18 protein-coding genes are annotated in these 16,783 nt (G+C 59.4%); 13 read left to right on the top strand and 5 right to left on the bottom strand.

Annotated elements, in window-relative coordinates; genetic code table 11:
- Positions 1-109: 109 nt before the first annotated feature.
- Positions 110-439, top strand: a complete 330-nt coding sequence (locus tag HXW87_RS28045) for a hypothetical protein (protein ID WP_047296668.1) — start codon at positions 110-112, stop codon at positions 437-439.
- 6 nt (positions 440-445) lie between these two features.
- On the opposite strand, the gene HXW87_RS28040 is transcribed toward HXW87_RS28045, so the two are convergent.
- Entirely contained in the window at positions 446-2,278 is a 1,833-nt protein-coding gene (locus HXW87_RS28040; protein ID WP_239778168.1) for a hypothetical protein, read from the bottom strand.
- A gap of 174 nt (positions 2,279-2,452) precedes the next feature.
- Here HXW87_RS28040 and HXW87_RS28035 point away from each other — a divergent pair, with 174 nt between their 5' ends.
- From HXW87_RS28035 to HXW87_RS28025, 3 genes are all read left to right on the top strand, one after another.
- Positions 2,453-2,941, top strand: coding sequence for a TIGR00645 family protein (locus HXW87_RS28035; RefSeq protein WP_007963798.1), 489 nt, complete (start codon positions 2,453-2,455; stop codon positions 2,939-2,941).
- A gap of 135 nt (positions 2,942-3,076) precedes the next feature.
- Positions 3,077-3,382, top strand: a complete 306-nt coding sequence (locus HXW87_RS28030) for a DUF6482 family protein (RefSeq protein ID WP_027612827.1) — start codon at positions 3,077-3,079, stop codon at positions 3,380-3,382.
- A gap of 122 nt (positions 3,383-3,504) precedes the next feature.
- Positions 3,505-4,122 (top strand): FKBP-type peptidyl-prolyl cis-trans isomerase, encoded by a 618-nt coding sequence (locus HXW87_RS28025; RefSeq protein ID WP_047296663.1) that lies wholly within the window; start codon positions 3,505-3,507, stop codon positions 4,120-4,122.
- 135 nt (positions 4,123-4,257) lie between these two features.
- Here HXW87_RS28025 and HXW87_RS28020 read toward each other — a convergent pair whose 3' ends face one another.
- From HXW87_RS28020 to HXW87_RS28010, 3 genes are all read right to left on the bottom strand, one after another.
- Complete coding sequence (locus HXW87_RS28020) at positions 4,258-4,515, bottom strand: hypothetical protein (RefSeq protein ID WP_008078558.1); 258 nt, start codon at positions 4,513-4,515, stop codon at positions 4,258-4,260.
- Between the two features lie 206 nt (positions 4,516-4,721).
- Positions 4,722-5,063, bottom strand: coding sequence for a zinc ribbon domain-containing protein YjdM (locus HXW87_RS28015; RefSeq protein WP_041065279.1), 342 nt, complete (start codon positions 5,061-5,063; stop codon positions 4,722-4,724).
- Between the two features lie 159 nt (positions 5,064-5,222).
- Entirely contained in the window at positions 5,223-6,191 is a 969-nt protein-coding gene (locus HXW87_RS28010) for a polyprenyl synthetase family protein (protein ID WP_047296661.1), read from the bottom strand.
- A 241-nt stretch (positions 6,192-6,432) separates the two neighbouring features.
- Here HXW87_RS28010 and rplU point away from each other — a divergent pair, with 241 nt between their 5' ends.
- From rplU to HXW87_RS27985, 5 genes are all read left to right on the top strand, one after another.
- Positions 6,433-6,744: a 50S ribosomal protein L21 gene (rplU, locus tag HXW87_RS28005; protein WP_003228361.1), complete on the top strand. Its 312-nt coding sequence runs from the start codon at positions 6,433-6,435 to the stop codon at positions 6,742-6,744.
- 35 nt (positions 6,745-6,779) lie between these two features.
- On the top strand, positions 6,780-7,037 hold the full coding sequence (rpmA, locus tag HXW87_RS28000; RefSeq protein ID WP_003228360.1) for a 50S ribosomal protein L27: 258 nt from the start codon (positions 6,780-6,782) through the stop codon (positions 7,035-7,037).
- Positions 7,038-7,231: 194 nt separating this feature from the next.
- Complete coding sequence (gene cgtA, locus HXW87_RS27995) at positions 7,232-8,455, top strand: Obg family GTPase CgtA (protein WP_041065287.1); 1,224 nt, start codon at positions 7,232-7,234, stop codon at positions 8,453-8,455.
- A gap of 123 nt (positions 8,456-8,578) precedes the next feature.
- Positions 8,579-9,697 carry a glutamate 5-kinase gene (gene proB / locus HXW87_RS27990; protein ID WP_041065290.1) on the top strand — a complete coding sequence of 373 codons (1,119 nt, stop codon included), beginning with the start codon at positions 8,579-8,581 and terminating at the stop codon, positions 9,695-9,697.
- A gap of 12 nt (positions 9,698-9,709) precedes the next feature.
- A complete protein-coding gene (locus HXW87_RS27985) occupies positions 9,710-10,177 on the top strand; it encodes a CreA family protein (RefSeq protein ID WP_003228353.1) in 468 nt (155 codons plus the stop codon).
- Between the two features lie 120 nt (positions 10,178-10,297).
- Here HXW87_RS27985 and rpsT read toward each other — a convergent pair whose 3' ends face one another.
- Positions 10,298-10,570 carry a 30S ribosomal protein S20 gene (gene rpsT / locus HXW87_RS27980; RefSeq protein WP_003228351.1) on the bottom strand — a complete coding sequence of 91 codons (273 nt, stop codon included), beginning with the start codon at positions 10,568-10,570 and terminating at the stop codon, positions 10,298-10,300.
- 252 nt (positions 10,571-10,822) lie between these two features.
- Here rpsT and murJ point away from each other — a divergent pair, with 252 nt between their 5' ends.
- The 4 genes from murJ to lspA all read left to right on the top strand — a co-directional run bounded on the left by murJ (position 10,823) and on the right by lspA (position 16,779).
- On the top strand, positions 10,823-12,361 hold the full coding sequence (gene murJ / locus HXW87_RS27975) for a murein biosynthesis integral membrane protein MurJ (protein WP_095668282.1): 1,539 nt from the start codon (positions 10,823-10,825) through the stop codon (positions 12,359-12,361).
- Positions 12,362-12,490: 129 nt separating this feature from the next.
- On the top strand, positions 12,491-13,429 hold the full coding sequence (gene ribF / locus HXW87_RS27970; RefSeq protein ID WP_003228347.1) for a bifunctional riboflavin kinase/FAD synthetase: 939 nt from the start codon (positions 12,491-12,493) through the stop codon (positions 13,427-13,429).
- Positions 13,430-13,442: 13 nt separating this feature from the next.
- Entirely contained in the window at positions 13,443-16,274 is a 2,832-nt protein-coding gene (gene ileS, locus HXW87_RS27965; protein WP_047296655.1) for an isoleucine--tRNA ligase, read from the top strand.
- A complete protein-coding gene (lspA, locus tag HXW87_RS27960; protein ID WP_007963824.1) occupies positions 16,267-16,779 on the top strand; it encodes a signal peptidase II in 513 nt (170 codons plus the stop codon). The genes ileS and lspA overlap by 8 nt, the downstream gene beginning before the upstream one ends.
- Positions 16,780-16,783: the final 4 nt, after the last annotated feature.

The raw sequence follows: 16,783 nt of genomic DNA, 5'->3' as shown, positions 1-16,783 counted from the left end.
GCGCAGCGGACTTTTCTTCTATTCTCAGCTCAAGGACATCGACAGTATCACTGGATCGAAACAGCCTTCGCGTGAAGGCTGAATACAGGTTTTACCGAGGGTCGCCGCCATGTCGCGCAACCTCTGCCTCACCCGTCAATGCCTGGGTCTTGTGACCCGTATCGAATGCGCCATTAAACCCCTGGCCGGCGATAACGGCATGTGGACCTTGCTCTTCGCCGCCGGCATGGCCGGCGAACAACCCTCCGCCATCAAGGCCCAGGGCCCGTTTCACGGGCCGGTTGCCGCCGAGTCGATTCTCGACACCATTGTGGAAAGCCTGACGATGCACGGCTACGAACTGGCCAACGATCCGCAGATCTGGAGCCTGCACCTGCAGGCGCAGCTGCGCCAGATCAACGGTGGCCGTGGGCGTCCGGTCGGCGTGTTCGACCATTAGGCGCAATCACCGCGCCGTGTCGGGCAACGGCGCCTTGTCGAGCTTGACCTCAAACCCGTATTGCACGGTATTGAGTTCAGTTCGCTGATAGGTCTCTACTTGCGTTGGACGGCCATAGAAGTAATGCACGCCGAACAGCGCCGGGCCTTGCGCACTCGCGTCATGGCTGACCGAGAGAATCTGTTTCAGGTAGTTGCCGCTGTCGTCCTTGACGAAGAAACGCCAGGCGTTGGCCGGGAACCGTTTCAGGTCCACCACCAGTGTGTTGTTCTTGATCTCCAGGCCTTTGGGCAGGGCCTTGGCGTCGTAGGTTTTCTTGTCGACGCTCGCCAGAAACAGCGGCATCGAACCCACAGCAATTGCCGGAGTTTCCGGGAACAGGTTCAAATCGTAAGTGATCGTCGCTTGCAGCGGATCGACCTGATAGGCCTCGGCTGGCAGTTCGATCGGCTCGTCGAGTTTGCCGCTGCGTTTCTCGGTGAAGAACGTCACCGGGCTTTCTCCCGGGCTGAAATCATCGCCGAGCAATTCATCGTTGAAGGTACGCCGGTGGGAGAACTGGATGCGCGCGGCGCTCGGATCCTCCACGGACTGATGGATGCGGATGCCGGCCTTCAACGCTTCCTCGGTCAGGCTCGCGCCCTTGAGCCAGTTCGGCGCCAGATCGTCATAGACCACTACGTCCGGGTCCAGCGGCTGGATGGTCTTTTCCGTGGTGTGCTGACTGAAAGTGCGCACCGGCAAATCCAGCGCCTTGCGGGTCACGGTCGCCGATGAAAAATCGAGCACGCTGACCTCAAGGGTGTCGACGGGGCCGTTGAAGTAAACCTTGTTATAGCGGTGCGGATGTTGCTGCTCGAAGGCGCGCTGTTCGTCCTCCAGCTGTTTTTCCAGTGCCTCGCTCCAGGTTTTCTGCTGTTGCAGATGTGCCAGTTGTTTCTCGTAGAAAGCCACCTGTGCCGGGCTCTCATTGATTGAGCCGGCGCGCACCAGGTATTGCCCGGTGGTGTCGCGGGCCTGAACGATCAACGGATTGAGCTGCGCACCCTCAACCTCTGGGGCCAATGGCAGGCTGTTGCTGAATTCGATTTCGGCGTAGTTTTTTGCAAGCTTCAGCAGGGTGACGCTGAGGTTGTCGTCGGTACGGGTCTGGCCGACATCCTTTTGGCTCAGGTTGAAGGTGAACAGGCGGCGCGGCGTGATGACTTCGACGTTGCCCTGCAGGCTCACTGGCTGCGGTTGTGTCTTCTTGTCGACATCCAGCCCCTCGATGAACGGGTAGGTCACCGTCAGGTCATCGGGGTTGTTGACATTGGAACTGGACGGGCTCAACTGAATGCCGGGATCGGTTTCCGACCATTCCGGCTGATAGGTGATCACGCGCTTGTTGCTCAGGGTCACCGACTGCCATTCCACGCCATGCGGAAACAGAAAACCACCGGGAATGTTCAGGTTGAACGGGAACACTGGTTGCAGGTCGGTGAGGTAGTCGGAGCTGGCGTCCTTGTGCAGCACGAACAGTCCGTTGATGAATGTATCGACCAGCGCCTGCGGCGAAGGGTAGTGCTTGAGGATGCCGAGGGTGTCTTCGCCGTAGACGGTTTTCAGGGGAGGGCTATCGAGCTTGAGTTGCGCGCGTTCGAGCAACAGCAGCGAACCGCCGAGTTCGGTCACGGCATCCTTGAGCTTCGGATCGGTGATGGCGTCCAGTGAATGTTCGAAGGTTGCCGTCTTCGCGTCGAGGCTGACCGAGGTTTTTTTCTCTTCGCCGGGAGAGCAGCCGCCCAGCAGCAGAGCGAGGCAAATCCCGGCAGTTTTCAACGGCAATCGCACATGCATTTCCAGTCGTCCTGTCCACTTTCGCTAGGCGGTCAATGGTTTGGACAGTAGCAGAAAAAAAATCATACACACACGCAGGTTGCGCTGATTGGAGGGGCGGGCCGGGCCGTTTCTGGCTGTCACGGTCGGCTGGTATACTCGCCGCCGATTTCAATCCTTATTGTGTGAGAGTCAATGGAACGCTTTATCGAAAATGCAATGTACGCCACGCGCTGGCTGCTGGCGCCGATCTATATCGGGCTGTCCCTCGGGCTGCTGGCGCTGGCATTGAAATTCTTCCAGGAAGTGTTTCATGTCATTCCCAACGTGTTCTCCATGGCCGAATCGGATCTGATCCTGGTGCTGCTGTCGTTGATCGACATGGCGCTGGTGGGCGGTTTGCTGGTGATGGTGATGATTTCCGGCTACGAGAACTTCGTGTCCGAGCTGAACATCGACGAAGGCAAAGAGAAGCTCAGCTGGCTGGGCACCATGGACTCCTCGTCGCTGAAGATGAAAGTGGCGGCGTCGATCGTGGCGATTTCCTCGATCCACCTGCTGCGGATCTTCATGGACGCCAAGAACGTCGATCCCGAGCACCTGATGTGGTACGTGATCATCCACATGACCTTCGTGATCTCGGCGTTTGCGATGGGCTATCTGGACAAGCTCACCAAGCACTGATCATTGATTGCTCGCTGCAAATGCATCGCCCGTCTGTTGCGAAACAGACGGGCGGTGTCGTTTGTGGCTTGTGCTTTGGTGCGCGCGGGCATATCCCTGTAAAGGTCCTGGCTCGCCATCGCACGAGGTGCCTTCATGAACCTGCAAGAGTTGAATGCGTTTGCCATCGCCAGAAAGGTCGATGAGCTGAACCTGATCTCCATGGAGGGCGGGATTTATCTGCTCGAAGCGCGGATGCATGGCGCCGCGTATCCGTTGAGTGATCTCAAGGGCGAGATGCTGCAGCTGCGTTCGGTGGAGCACGCGCGGGATTTGCTGCATAACTTCCCGGTGCTGCCGTTCAACCTCGTACATACCTCGGTGCACGATGAAATGTGCGGCCTGGGCGGCAGCGTCGATGAAAGCCTGAAAGTGCCGCTGGCGTGGCGCTCGGCCCTGTAGGCGTTGCGCGCCATCGCTGGGCATCTGTGCTAGTCTGCTCGCCCTTTTAGGTTCCGGGCGCGCCGGGACGCGCTGTGCACGCACGGCAAGTCTTGCGGCCGTCCGCACAGCGGAGCAGTGTCATGTCCGAAGTAAATCTGTCCACCGACGAAACCCGCGTCAGCTACGGCATTGGCCGTCAGCTGGGCGACCAGCTGCGCGACAACCCGCCACCGGGTGTCAGCCTGGACGCCATCCTGGCCGGTCTGACCGACGCATTCGCCGGCAAGCCAAGCCGTGTCGATCAGGAAGCCATGTCCGCCAGCTTCAAGGTGATCCGCGAGATCATGCAAGCCGAAGCCGCCGCCAAAGCTGAAGCGGCTGCTGGCGAAGGTCGTGCGTTCCTGGCTGAAAACGCCAAGAAAGACGGCATCACCACCCTGGCTTCCGGTCTGCAATTCGAAGTGCTGACCCAGGGCGAAGGCGCCAAGCCATCCCGTGAAGACACCGTGCGTACTCACTACCACGGCATGCTGATCGACGGCACCGTGTTCGACAGCTCCTACGATCGTGGCCAGCCAGCAGAGTTTCCGGTGGGCGGCGTGATCGCCGGCTGGACCGAAGCCCTGCAACTGATGAACGCCGGCAGCAAATGGCGCCTGTACGTGCCGAGCGAACTGGCTTACGGCGCTCAAGGCGTTGGCAGCATCCCGCCGCACAGCGTTCTGGTATTCGACGTCGAGCTGCTGGACGTTCTGTAATGCCTGGCCTGTCCCGGTGACAGGTCAATAATGTGGGAGCGGGCTTGCTCGCGAAGGCGTCCTTTCAGGCAATCATCCGTGCCTGACACACCGCTTTCGCCAGCAGGCTGGCTCCCACAGTTTTTTCCGCGCTACTCATATTTCGATCTTGTGATGCAGCTCATGGGTCGGGCGCAACGCCCGGGCATAGCAGAACAGGAACAGATTGCGCACCAGCTCCTTGAGCACCAGCGGCTCGCTGGAATTCAGGCTGCTGACGTCCAGGTCGCCCTGATCCTGCAGCTCATGCAGGGCTTCTTCTTCCAGAACCGCACAGACTTCGCCGGTTTCCCGATGCAGGATCCTGAGGTACGGGTGTGGGCGATCCAGCCAGGCATCGATCAAATAAGTCATGGGTCTCATCTCCTTGAAAGGTTTCAATGAGAATAATTCTTATTCGTCAAATAGCAAGTGCCTATTGGCGGAATGCGATTTTTTCCGGGTAAAGATTGCGTAAGGTCAAAACGGCTGGCGTCTGGCTATTACGCGAGTATGCGGGAGCAAAGCAGGAGAGGTCGGAGCTCCATCCCACGGCGGGCGCGGGATGGATGACAAGCGGATCAGACCTTTCTGACGAACTCGGACTTGAGTTTCATCGGGCCAATGCCGTCGATCTTGCAGTCGATGTCGTGGTCGCCATCGCACAGGCGGATGTTCTTGACCTTGGTGCCGACCTTGACCACCAGCGAGGTGCCCTTGACCTTCAGGTCCTTGATCACGGTGATGGTGTCGCCGTCCTGCAGGACGTTGCCGACCGAATCTTTCTTCACGGCATCATCGGACGCCACTTCGGTTTCGCCGTTGGCCGACCACTCGTGGGCGCACTCAGGGCAGATCAGCTGGGCACCGTCTTCGTAGGTGTATTCGGAATTGCATTTCGGGCAGGGTGGCAACGTGCTCACTAAGGCTCCTTGGGATGTGGATCGCTAAAAGTCGCACATTGTATAAGGTTTTAGCCTTTGATGGAGCCAAAAGCAGAAGATCGCAGCCTTCGGCAGCGCCTACAGGTGATTGATGTAGGAGCTGCCGAAGGCTGCGATCTTTTGATCTGCCTGGCGAATTCAGTGCGTGCGGGCGACCGCAAACTCGCTCAGTTCTACCAGTGCATCGCGGTATTCGCTGGCCGGCAGCGCGTCGAGGCACTTGATCGCACGGGCCACGTAGTCACGGGCCAGTTGCGCGGTGTACTCCAGCGAACCCGAGGCCTCCACGGCGATGCGGATGCTTTCGAGGTCTTCGATTCCGCCTTTCTGGATCGCCTGGCGTACCAGGGCAGCCTGTTCCGGCGTGCCTTCGCGCATGGTAAAGATCAGCGGCAGGGTTGGTTTGCCCTCGGCCAGATCGTCACCGACGTTCTTGCCCAGGGTCTCGGCGTCGCCCTTGTAGTCCAGCAAGTCGTCGACCAGTTGGAACGCCACGCCGAGGTGATCGCCGAAGGTGCGCAGGGCTTCGCTCTGCTCGGCGGTGGCGCCGGCCAGTGCGGCAGCGCTGTGGGTCGAGGCTTCGAAGAGCATCGCGGTCTTGCCGCGGATGACTTCCATGTAGGTTTCTTCGGTGGTGCTGGCGTCGCGCACCTTGGACAGTTGCAGCACTTCGCCTTCGGCGATGATGCGCGTGGCCTGGGACAGGATCTTCATCACCGGCATCGAGCCCAGTTCGACCATCATTTCGAACGAGCGCGAGTACAGGAAATCGCCGACCAGCACGCTTGGCGCGTTGCCCCACATGGCGTTGGCGGTCGAACGACCACGGCGCATGCCGGACATGTCGACCACGTCGTCATGCAACAGGGTCGCGGTGTGCAGGAATTCGATGGTGGCGGCCAGCAGACGCAGGTCGTCGCCTTCGCGACCGAGGGCCTTGCCGCACAGCAGCACCAATAAAGGACGCAGGCGTTTGCCGCCGGCCGAGGTGATGTAATCGCCGATTTTCGATACCAGCGGCACTCGGGAAGTCAGCTGCTTCTTGATGATGCCGTCGACGGCGCTAAAATCGTCCGCCACCGCGCGGTAGAAAGCTTGGGGTTGCATCAGCGACAGTTGCTCCAGAAGGGTTGCGCGGCATGCTAGGACCCCCACCGGGGCCTGTCAAGGCGCGATGGACGGCCTCTTGCGTGACTCTCGATGCTTGCGTACAATCGCGCACCCTGAACTTCCTGGGCAGCACCTGCCTTACGCAATTGCACTTGGGCCGTTCCAGCCCCATGCAGCCATGCCAGCCAATACCTCTTCTTATAAAGAGCTGGGTGAGCAGGATTATCGGAGAAATACCATGTACGCAGTAATCGTTACCGGCGGTAAGCAATACAAGGTCGCTGAAGGTGAATACCTGAAGATCGAAAAACTGGAAGTCGCTACTGGCGAATCCGTGACTTTTGACCGCGTTCTGCTGGTCGCCAATGGCGACGACGTGAACATCGGCGCACCTGTTGTTGCTGGCGCAACCGTCAAGGCTGAAGTGATCTCCCAAGGTCGTCACGATAAAGTCCGCATCATCAAGTTCCGTCGCCGTAAGCACCACATGAAGCGTATGGGCCACCGCCAGTGGTTCACCGAGATCAAAATCACCGGTATTCAGGCTTAATTACAGCCTAATTCCTCACTAGGAGAATTGAACTCATGGCACACAAAAAAGCTGGTGGTAGTACCCGTAACGGTCGCGACTCAGAAGCCAAACGCCTTGGCGTGAAGATGTATGGCGGCCAGGTCATCAAGGCCGGCAACATCATCGTACGTCAGCGCGGCACCCAATTCCACGCTGGCTACGGCGTTGGCATGGGTAAAGATCACACCCTGTTCGCGAAAATCGAAGGCGTGATCAAGTTTGAAGTAAAAGGCGCCTTCGGTCGTCGTTACGTGAGCGTTGTCGCGGCTTAATCGCGAGATCGCTGGAAGAGCCCTGTCTTGCGACGGGGCTTTTTCGTTTGTGGGGTGAGTCTCTTGCAAAACTGTTTGTATGGGCTGTCGGCGTGCGATGCAGGTCGTGTTTTGGGGTCGCTGCGCTCATTTTTGCAAGAGTCTTATGTCTTGATTGTTTTTCGGCTCGTCCGTATGGCGAGAGGCGTTGAGTTATGAAGTTTGTAGACGAAGTATCGATCCGCGTAAAAGCTGGCGACGGCGGCAATGGCTGCATGAGTTTCCGTCGGGAAAAATTCATTGAAAACGGCGGCCCGAACGGCGGTGATGGCGGTGACGGCGGTTCCATCTACATGATGGCCGACGAAAACCTCAACACCCTGGTCGACTACCGTTACACCCGGCACTTCGATGCCGAGCGTGGCTCCAACGGCGGCAGCACCGATTGCACCGGCAAGAAGGGTGAAGACCTGATCCTGCGCGTGCCGGTCGGTACCACCGTGATCGACTCGGCCACCCAGGAAGTGATTGGCGACCTGACCAAGGCCGGCCAGAAACTGATGGTGGTGCAGGGCGGTTGGCACGGTCTGGGTAACACCCGTTTCAAATCCAGTACCAACCGTGCGCCGCGCCAGACCACGCCGGGCAAGCCGGGTGAGCAGCGCGACCTGAAACTGGAAATGAAAGTGCTGGCCGACGTGGGTCTGCTGGGCTTGCCGAATGCCGGTAAAAGTACCTTTATCCGTTCGGTGTCGGCGGCCAAGCCGAAAGTTGCCGACTACCCGTTCACCACGCTGGTGCCGAACCTGGGTGTGGTCAGCGTCGACCGCTGGAAAAGCTTTGTCATTGCCGACATTCCGGGGCTGATCGAAGGCGCTTCCGACGGTGCCGGTCTGGGCATTCGCTTCCTCAAGCACCTGGCGCGTACGCGTCTGTTGCTGCACCTCGTCGACATGGCGCCGCTGGATGACAGCAGTGCACCGGACGCGGCTGAAGTGATCGTCAATGAACTGGTCAAATTCAGTCCTTCGCTGGCTGAGCGTGATCGCTGGCTGGTGCTGAACAAATGCGACCAGATCCTTGAGGAAGAGCACGAAGAGCGCGTCAAGGAAATCGTTGATCGCCTGCAGTGGGAAGGTCCGGTCTACGTGATCTCGGCCATCGCCAAAGAAGGCACTGAGCGTCTGACGCGCGACATCATGCGTTACCTGGAAGACCGTGCCGATCGTCTGGCTAACGACCCGGCGTACAAGGAAGAGCTGGCCGATCTCGATCAGCGTATCGAAGACGAAGCTCGTGCACAGTTGCAGGCACTGGACGACAAGCGTGCCCTGCGCCGCAGCGGCGTGAAGTCGGTCCACGACATCGGCGACGATGACTGGGACGAAGAAGATGTGGATGATGAAGACGGTCCGGAAATCATTTACGTGCGCGACTGATTCGTTGCAGTAAACTTAAGCGCCGCTCAATCGAGCGGCGTTTTAGTATCTGGAAATCGCAAGTCACAAATAACGACATGGGCGGCGCTGGGTCGCGCTGCCCTCAAGCTAAGGTTGAAGATGATGCGGAGCAAGGTGACAGGTGCGCAGCGTTGGGTCGTGAAGATCGGCAGCGCTTTGCTGACAGCTGATGGCAAAGGGCTGGATCGCGCGGCAATGAGTGTCTGGGTCGAGCAGATGGTGGCCTTGCATGAGGCGGGTGTCGAGCTGGTGCTGGTGTCTTCCGGTGCTGTGGCTGCCGGCATGAGCCGTCTCGGATGGACCGCGCGACCCAGTGCGATGCACGAGCTCCAGGCTGCCGCGGCAATCGGTCAGATGGGTCTGGTGCAGGCCTGGGAATCGAGCTTTGCCGAGCATGGTCGGCACACGGCGCAGATTCTCCTGACCCATGACGACCTGTCCGACCGCAAGCGTTACCTGAATGCCCGCAGCACCCTGCGTGCGCTGGTCGAGCTGAAGGTCATTCCGGTGATCAACGAAAACGACACCGTGGTCACCGACGAAATCCGTTTCGGTGACAACGACACGCTGGCGGCGCTGGTGGCCAATCTGGTGGAGGCGGATCTGCTGGTAATCCTCACTGATCGCGACGGCATGTTCGATGCTGATCCGCGCAATAACCCCGATGCGCAACTGATTTACGAGGCGCGTGCCGATGATCCGACCCTGGATGCGGTGGCGGGTGGCACCGGCGGTGCGCTGGGGCGTGGCGGCATGCAGACCAAGCTGCGTGCGGCGCGTCTGGCAGCGCGTTCCGGGGCGCATACCATCATCGTCGGTGGGCGTCTGGAGCGAGTGCTCGATCGCCTGAAGGCTGGCGAGCGCATCGGCACGCTGCTGTCGCCTGAGCGCGGCATGCTGGCGGCGCGCAAGCAGTGGCTGGCCGGGCATCTGCAGACTCGCGGCACGCTGGTGCTGGACGAAGGTGCGGTGTCGGCATTGTCGCAGGGCCACAAGAGTCTGTTGCCGGTCGGTGTGAAACTGGTCCAGGGCAGTTTTCGCCGGGGCGAAATGGTGGTCTGCGTGGCACCTGATGGTCGTGAGATCGCCCGTGGCCTGGCCAACTACAGTGCGCTTGAGGCGCAAAAAATCATCGGTCAGTCGTCGGATGCGATTGTCGGCGTGCTGGGCTATATGGCTGAGCCGGAACTGGTTCACCGTGACAACCTGATTCTGGTCTAAGGGAAATTACGCATGCGCATGGCAAAAGGATTGTTAGGGCTGTTGATGGCGTTGCCATTGCTGGCCTCGGCCGAGGAAATCGGTCAGGTGTCGACGGTATTCAAGTTCGTCGGCCCGAATGACCGAATCGTAGTCGAGGCTTTCGATGATCCGAAAGTCGACGGCGTGACCTGCTACCTGTCTCGCGCCAAAACGGGTGGGGTGAAGGGTGGTCTGGGTCTGGCCGAGGATCGCGCCGAAGCGTCGATTGCCTGTCGCCAGGTTGGTCCGATCAAGTTCAAGGGCGAGTTGAAAGATGGCGACGAGGTGTTCAAGGAGCGCACGTCGCTGGTGTTCAAGACCATGCAGGTGGTGCGTTTCCTCGACAAGAAGCGCAATACGCTGGTGTACCTGGTTTACAGCGATCGCGTGATCGAAGGGAGTCCGCAGAATGCGGTAACCGCAATTCCGATCGTGCCGTGGGTGCCGGTCCAGCAGTAACAGCGCAAAACCAATTGCAGGGGTGAGCTTGCTCGCTCCTGCATTTTTTTGCTCTGCGTTTATCAAATTGCAGGCAATAAAAAACCGACCCTAAGGTCGGTTTTTTAATGACTACGTCGATTAAGCAGCTTCTTTCAGTGCCTTGACGTGGCCATTCAGACGGCTCTTATGACGAGCAGCCTTGTTCTTGTGGATGATGCCTTTATCGGCCATACGGTCGATAACTGGCACAGCCAGAACGTATGCAGCTTGAGCTTTTTCAGCGTCTTTTGCGTCGATGGCTTTAACTACATTCTTGATGTAGGTACGAACCATGGAACGCAGGCTGGCGTTGTGGCTGCGACGCTTCTCAGCCTGTTTTGCACGTTTTTTGGCGGAAGGTGAGTTGGCCACCGTCGAGCTCCTCGAAAGACTTTTTAGGAAATAGCAAACAAAATAGGCCGCGAATCATGCCGATGAAGAGAAGTCTTGTCAAGGGCGCTTGAAACGTTCCGCTAAGTGGTAGGTATAAAGAGGCGGGATATTTATTTCCGGCGCTTGACCTGTAAACTCGCGAGCTTTGGCTCTGTGCTGTTGCGGCGCGGAGTATCGCACAAGTGGGCGCATTGTTCGCCTGCTGTTTATCGACAGGCACTAATTTCCTCAATGAATCTGCTCAAATCGTTGGCCGCTGTCAGCTCTATCACGATGCTTTCCCGGATTCTGGGGTTCGTCCGTGACACGCTCATCGCTCGCACCTTCGGCGCCGGAATGGCGACGGACGCCTTTTTCATTGCCTTCAAATTGCCCAACCTGTTGCGACGAATCTTTGCCGAGGGGGCGTTCTCGCAGGCTTTCGTACCGATTCTGGCCGAATACAAAAGCCAAAAGGGCGAAGAGGCGACTCGCACCTTTATCGCTTACGTTTCCGGCCTGCTGACCCTGGTGCTGGCGCTGGTTACCGCGCTGGGGATGATCGCTGCACCGTGGGTAATCTGGGCCACGGCTCCGGGTTTTACCGACACGCCGGAAAAATTCCAGCTCACCTCTGATCTGTTGCGGGTGACGTTCCCTTATATATTGCTGATCTCCCTGTCATCGCTGGCCGGGGCGATTCTCAATACCTGGAACCGTTTTTCGGTGCCGGCCTTCGTGCCGACCTTGCTTAACGTCAGCATGATCGTGTTCTCGCTGTTCCTGACGCCCTATTTCGATCCGCCGGTGATGGCGTTGGGCTGGGCGGTGCTGGTCGGTGGTCTGGCGCAGTTGCTCTATCAACTGCCGCACCTGAAAAAGATCGGCATGCTGGTGCTGCCACGCCTGAACCTGCGTGATACCGGCGTCTGGCGAGTGATGAAACAGATGTTGCCGGCGATTATTGGCGTCTCGGTGAGTCAGATTTCGCTGATCATCAACACCATTTTCGCTTCGTTTCTGGTGGCCGGGTCGGTGTCGTGGATGTATTACGCTGACCGTTTGATGGAGCTGCCGTCCGGCGTGCTCGGTGTGGCGCTGGGCACGATTCTGCTGCCGACATTGGCCAAGACCTATGCGAGCAAGGATCGCCACGAGTATTCGCGGATCCTCGACTGGGGCCTGCGCCTGTGCTTTGTGCTGGTGCTGCCGTGTGCATTGGCGCTGGGGATTCTCGCCGAACCGCTGACCGTTTCCCTGTTCCAGTACGGGCAATTCAGCGCGTTCGATGCGTCTATGACCCAGCGTGCGCTGATTGCCTATTCTGTCGGTCTGCTCGGAATTATCGTGATAAAGGTGCTGGCGCCGGGCTTTTATGCGCAACAGAACATCCGCACTCCGGTGAAAATCGCAATCTTCACGCTGGTGTGCACGCAGTTGTTCAATCTGGTGTTGATCGGCCCGCTGGCACACGCCGGTCTGGCGCTGGCGATCAGTGCCGGAGCCTGCCTCAATGCCGGGTTGCTGTTCTATCAACTGCGCAAGCAAAAGATGTATCAGCCGCAACCGGGCTGGTACATGTTCGGTTTCAAGCTGGTGGTAGCGGTGGCGGTGATGTCGGCAGTTCTGTTGCTGGGCATGCATTTCATGCCGGCCTGGGATCAGGGGCACATGCTGGAGCGCTTCCTGCGTCTGGGGGCGCTGGTGGTTGCTGGTGTGGTTGCGTATTTCGGTATGTTGCTGCTGCTCGGTTTCCGCCTGCGTGACTTCAATCGCAAGGCTTTGAGCTGAGGTTTCAGCCTTTAAATACGGGCGCGGGCCGGCAGTTTTGTCGGCTCGAGCACTTTGCGTTACGGTGTTGCCTGTCGTCGACCGTCGGGTGTGGTTATAATCGACCACTTTATGAGCAAGAAGCGCGTTATGCAGCTGGTTCGAGGCCTCCACAACTTGCGCCCCCAGCATCGGGGCTGCGTCGCCACTATTGGCAACTTTGACGGTGTTCACCGTGGTCACCAGGCTATCCTGGCCCGGCTGCGTGAGCGTGCGCTTGAGTTGGGCGTACCCAGCTGCGTGGTGATTTTCGAGCCGCAACCCCGGGAGTTCTTTGCCCCGGAGACCGCGCCGGCACGTCTGGCCCGCTTGCGCGACAAATTGCAGCTGCTGGCTGCCGAAGGTGTCGACCGGGTGTTGTGCCTGGCATTCAACCAGCGCCTGAGCAAGCTCAGCGCCAGTGAGTTCGTCGATACCATCCTGGTGGACGGCCTTGGCGTGCAGCATCTGGAAGTCGGCGACGATTTCCGCTTTGGCTGCGATCGCCTTGGCGATTTCGATTTTCTGCTGCAGGCTGGCCAGGTCCACGGTTTTACCGTGGAAGCCGCGCAAACCGTCGAGCTGGATGGCATTCGCGTCAGCAGCACCCAGGTGCGCAATGCGTTGGCCGCCGCCGATTTTGCCTTGGCCGAACGCTTGCTCGGCCGTCCTTACCGGATTGCCGGTCGCGTGCTGCATGGTCAGAAACTGGCCCGGCAACTGGGTACGCCCACTGCCAACATTCAACTCAAGCGTCGTCGCGTGCCGTTCACCGGGGTTTACCTGGTGGATGTGGACATCGACGGCAAGACCTGGCCAGGCGTCGCCAACATCGGCGTGCGGCCCACGGTCCAAGGTGACGGCAAAGCCCACCTTGAAGTTCATCTACTGGATTTTGCCGGCGATCTGTATGACCGGCGTCTGACGGTGGTTTTCCACCAAAAGCTGCGTGAAGAGCAGCGTTTCGCCTCCCTGGAGGCACTGAAAACGGCGATCAACGCGGATGTCGCCGCCGCCCGTGCACTAGCCGCACCTAGCGCCCATCGCTAATGAAGAGCCTTAAATGACCGACTATAAAGCCACGCTAAACCTTCCGGACACCGCCTTCCCAATGAAGGCCGGCCTGCCACAGCGCGAACCGCAGATTCTGCAGCGCTGGGACAGTATTGGCCTGTACGGAAAGTTGCGCGAGATTGGCAAGGATCGTCCGAAGTTCGTCCTGCACGACGGCCCTCCGTACGCCAACGGCACGATCCACATCGGTCACGCACTGAACAAGATTCTCAAGGACATGATCATCCGCTCGAAAACCCTGTCGGGTTTCGACGCGCCGTATGTTCCGGGTTGGGACTGCCATGGCCTGCCGATCGAGCACAAGGTTGAAGTGACCCACGGCAAGAACCTGGGCGCGGACAAGACCCGCGAGCTGTGCCGTGCCTACGCCACCGAGCAGATCGAAGGGCAGAAGACCGAGTTCATCCGTCTCGGCGTCCTCGGCGATTTCGCCAACCCGTACAAGACCATGGACTTCAAGAACGAGGCCGGTGAAATCCGCGCCCTCGCCGAAATCGTCAAGGGCGGTTTCGTGTTCAAGGGCCTCAAGCCGGTGAACTGGTGCTTCGATTGCGGTTCGGCACTGGCCGAAGCCGAAGTCGAGTACGAGAACAAGAAGTCCTCGACCATCGACGTGGCGTTCCCGATTGCCGATGAAGCCAAACTGGCCGCCGCGTTCGGTCTGCCGTCGCTGGGCAAGCCTGCTTCGATCGTGATCTGGACCACCACCCCGTGGACCATCCCGGCCAACCAGGCACTGAACGTTCATCCTGAGTTCAACTACGCGCTGGTGGATATCGGCGACAAGCTGCTGGTCCTGGCTGAAGAGCTGGTTGAATCCTGCCTGACCCGTTACGGCGTTGAAGGCACCGTACTGGCCACCGCGCCGGGTTCGGCGCTGGAACTGATCAACTTCCGCCACCCGTTCTACGACCGCCTGTCGCCGGTGTACCTGGCCGACTACGTCGAACTGGGCGCTGGCACCGGTGTGGTTCACTCCGCTCCGGCCTACGGTGTGGACGACTTCGTGACCTGCAAGAAATACGGCATGGTCAACGATGACATCCTCAACCCGGTGCAAAGCAACGGCGTGTACGTGCCGTCGCTGGAATTCTTCGGCGGCCAGTTCATCTGGAAGGCCAACCCGGCCATCGTCGACAAGCTGACCGAAGTCGGTGCGCTGATGCACACCACCGTCATCGAACACAGCTACATGCACTGCTGGCGCCACAAGACCCCGCTGATCTACCGCGCCACCGCGCAGTGGTTCATCGGCATGGACAAAGAACCTGTGTCCGGTGACACCCTGCGTCAGCGCTCGCTCAAAGCCATTGAAGACACCAAATTCGTGCCGGCCTGGGGCCAGGCGCGCCTGCACTCGATGATCGCCAACCGTCCGGACTGGTGCATCTCCCGCCAGCGCAACTGGGGCGTGCCGATCCCGTTCTTCCTGAACAAGGAAAGCGGCGAATTGCACCCACGCACCGTCGAACTGATGGAAGAAGTCGCCAAGCGCGTTGAAGTCGAAGGCATCGAAGCCTGGTTCAAACTCGACGCTGCCGAACTGCTGGGCGATGAAGCGCCGCTGTACGACAAGATCAGCGACACCCTCGACGTCTGGTTCGACTCGGGCACCACCCACTGGCACGTGCTGCGCGGTTCGCACCCGATGGGTCACGAGAACGGCCCGCGCGCCGACCTGTACCTGGAAGGTTCCGACCAGCACCGCGGCTGGTTCCACTCGTCGCTGCTGACCGGTTGCGCCATCGACAACCACGCGCCGTACCGCGAACTGCTGACCCACGGCTTCACCGTCGATGAGTCCGGCCGCAAGATGTCCAAATCGCTCGGCAACGTGATCGCGCCGCAGAAAGTCAACGACACCCTGGGCGCCGACATCATGCGTCTGTGGGTCGCGTCGACCGACTACTCCGGCGAAATGGCGGTGTCCGAACAGATCCTGCAGCGCAGCGCGGACGCTTATCGTCGTATCCGTAACACCGCTCGCTTCCTGCTTTCGAACCTGACCGGTTTCAACCCGGCCACCGACCTGCTGCCGGCTGAAGACATGCTGGCGCTGGATCGCTGGGCGGTGGATCGCACGCTGCTGCTGCAACGCGAATTGCAAGAACACTACGGCGAATACCGTTTCTGGAACGTTTACTCGAAGATCCACAACTTCTGCGTGCAGGAACTGGGTGGCTTCTACCTCGACATCATCAAGGACCGCCAGTACACCACCGGCGCCGACAGCAAGGCCCGTCGCTCGTGCCAGACCGCGCTGTTCCACATCTCCGAAGCGCTGGTGCGCTGGATCGCGCCGATCCTCGCGTTCACCGCCGACGAGCTGTGGCAGTACCTGCCGGGCGAGCGCAACGAGTCGGTGATGCTCAACACCTGGTACGAAGGTCTGACCGAACTGCCGGAGGGCTTCGAGCTGGGTCGCGCCTATTGGGATCGCATCATGGAAGTGAAGGTGGCGGTCAACAAAGAAATGGAAATCCAGCGTGCGGCCAAAGCCGTCGGTGGCAACCTGCAAGCCGAAGTGACGCTGTTCGCCGAAGACGCGCTGAGCGCCGACCTGGCCAAGCTGAGCAACGAGCTGCGCTTTGTCCTGATCACCTCGACTGCCAGCGTGGCACCTTTCGTTCAGGCTCCTGCGGACGCGGTAGCCACCGAAGTCAGCGGCCTGAAACTGAAGATCGTCAAATCGGCCTTCCCGAAATGCGCCCGTTGCTGGCACTGCCGCGAAGACGTTGGCGTGAACCCGGAGCATCCGGAAATCTGCGGCCGTTGCGTCGACAACATCGATGGCGCCGGCGAGGTTCGTCACTATGCCTAACGCCGTTGGCCGTTTCGGACGGCTGAGCTGGCTCTGGTTGAGCTTGCTGGTTCTGGTCATCGACCAGGCCAGCAAGTTCTACTTCGAAGGCAAGCTCGAAATGTTCCAGCAGATCGTGATCATTCCCGATTACTTCAGCTGGACCCTGGCCTACAACACCGGCGCGGCGTTCAGCTTCCTGGCTGACAGCTCCGGCTGGCAGCGCTGGCTGTTCGCCTTGATCGCGATCGTGGTCAGTGCGGTGCTGGTGGTCTGGCTCAAGCGTCTGGGCCGCAACGATACCTGGCTGGCCGTCGCTCTGGCGCTGGTGCTGGGCGGTGCGCTGGGCAATCTGTATGACCGCATTGCCCTGGGCCATGTGATCGACTTCATTCTGGTGCACTGGCAGAACCGCTGGTACTTCCCGGCATTCAACTTCGCCGACAGCGCTATCACCGTGGGTGCGGTGATGCTGGCACTGGACATGTTCAAATCGAAGAAAACCGGAGAAGCCGTTCATGACTGAACAG

Origin of the sequence: Pseudomonas sp. Y5-11, from assembly GCF_022368695.1 — a bacterium.
GTDB classification, from domain to species: Bacteria; Pseudomonadota; Gammaproteobacteria; order Pseudomonadales; family Pseudomonadaceae; genus Aquipseudomonas; species Aquipseudomonas parakoreensis.
This window is presented reverse-complemented; position numbering and strand designations above follow the sequence as displayed.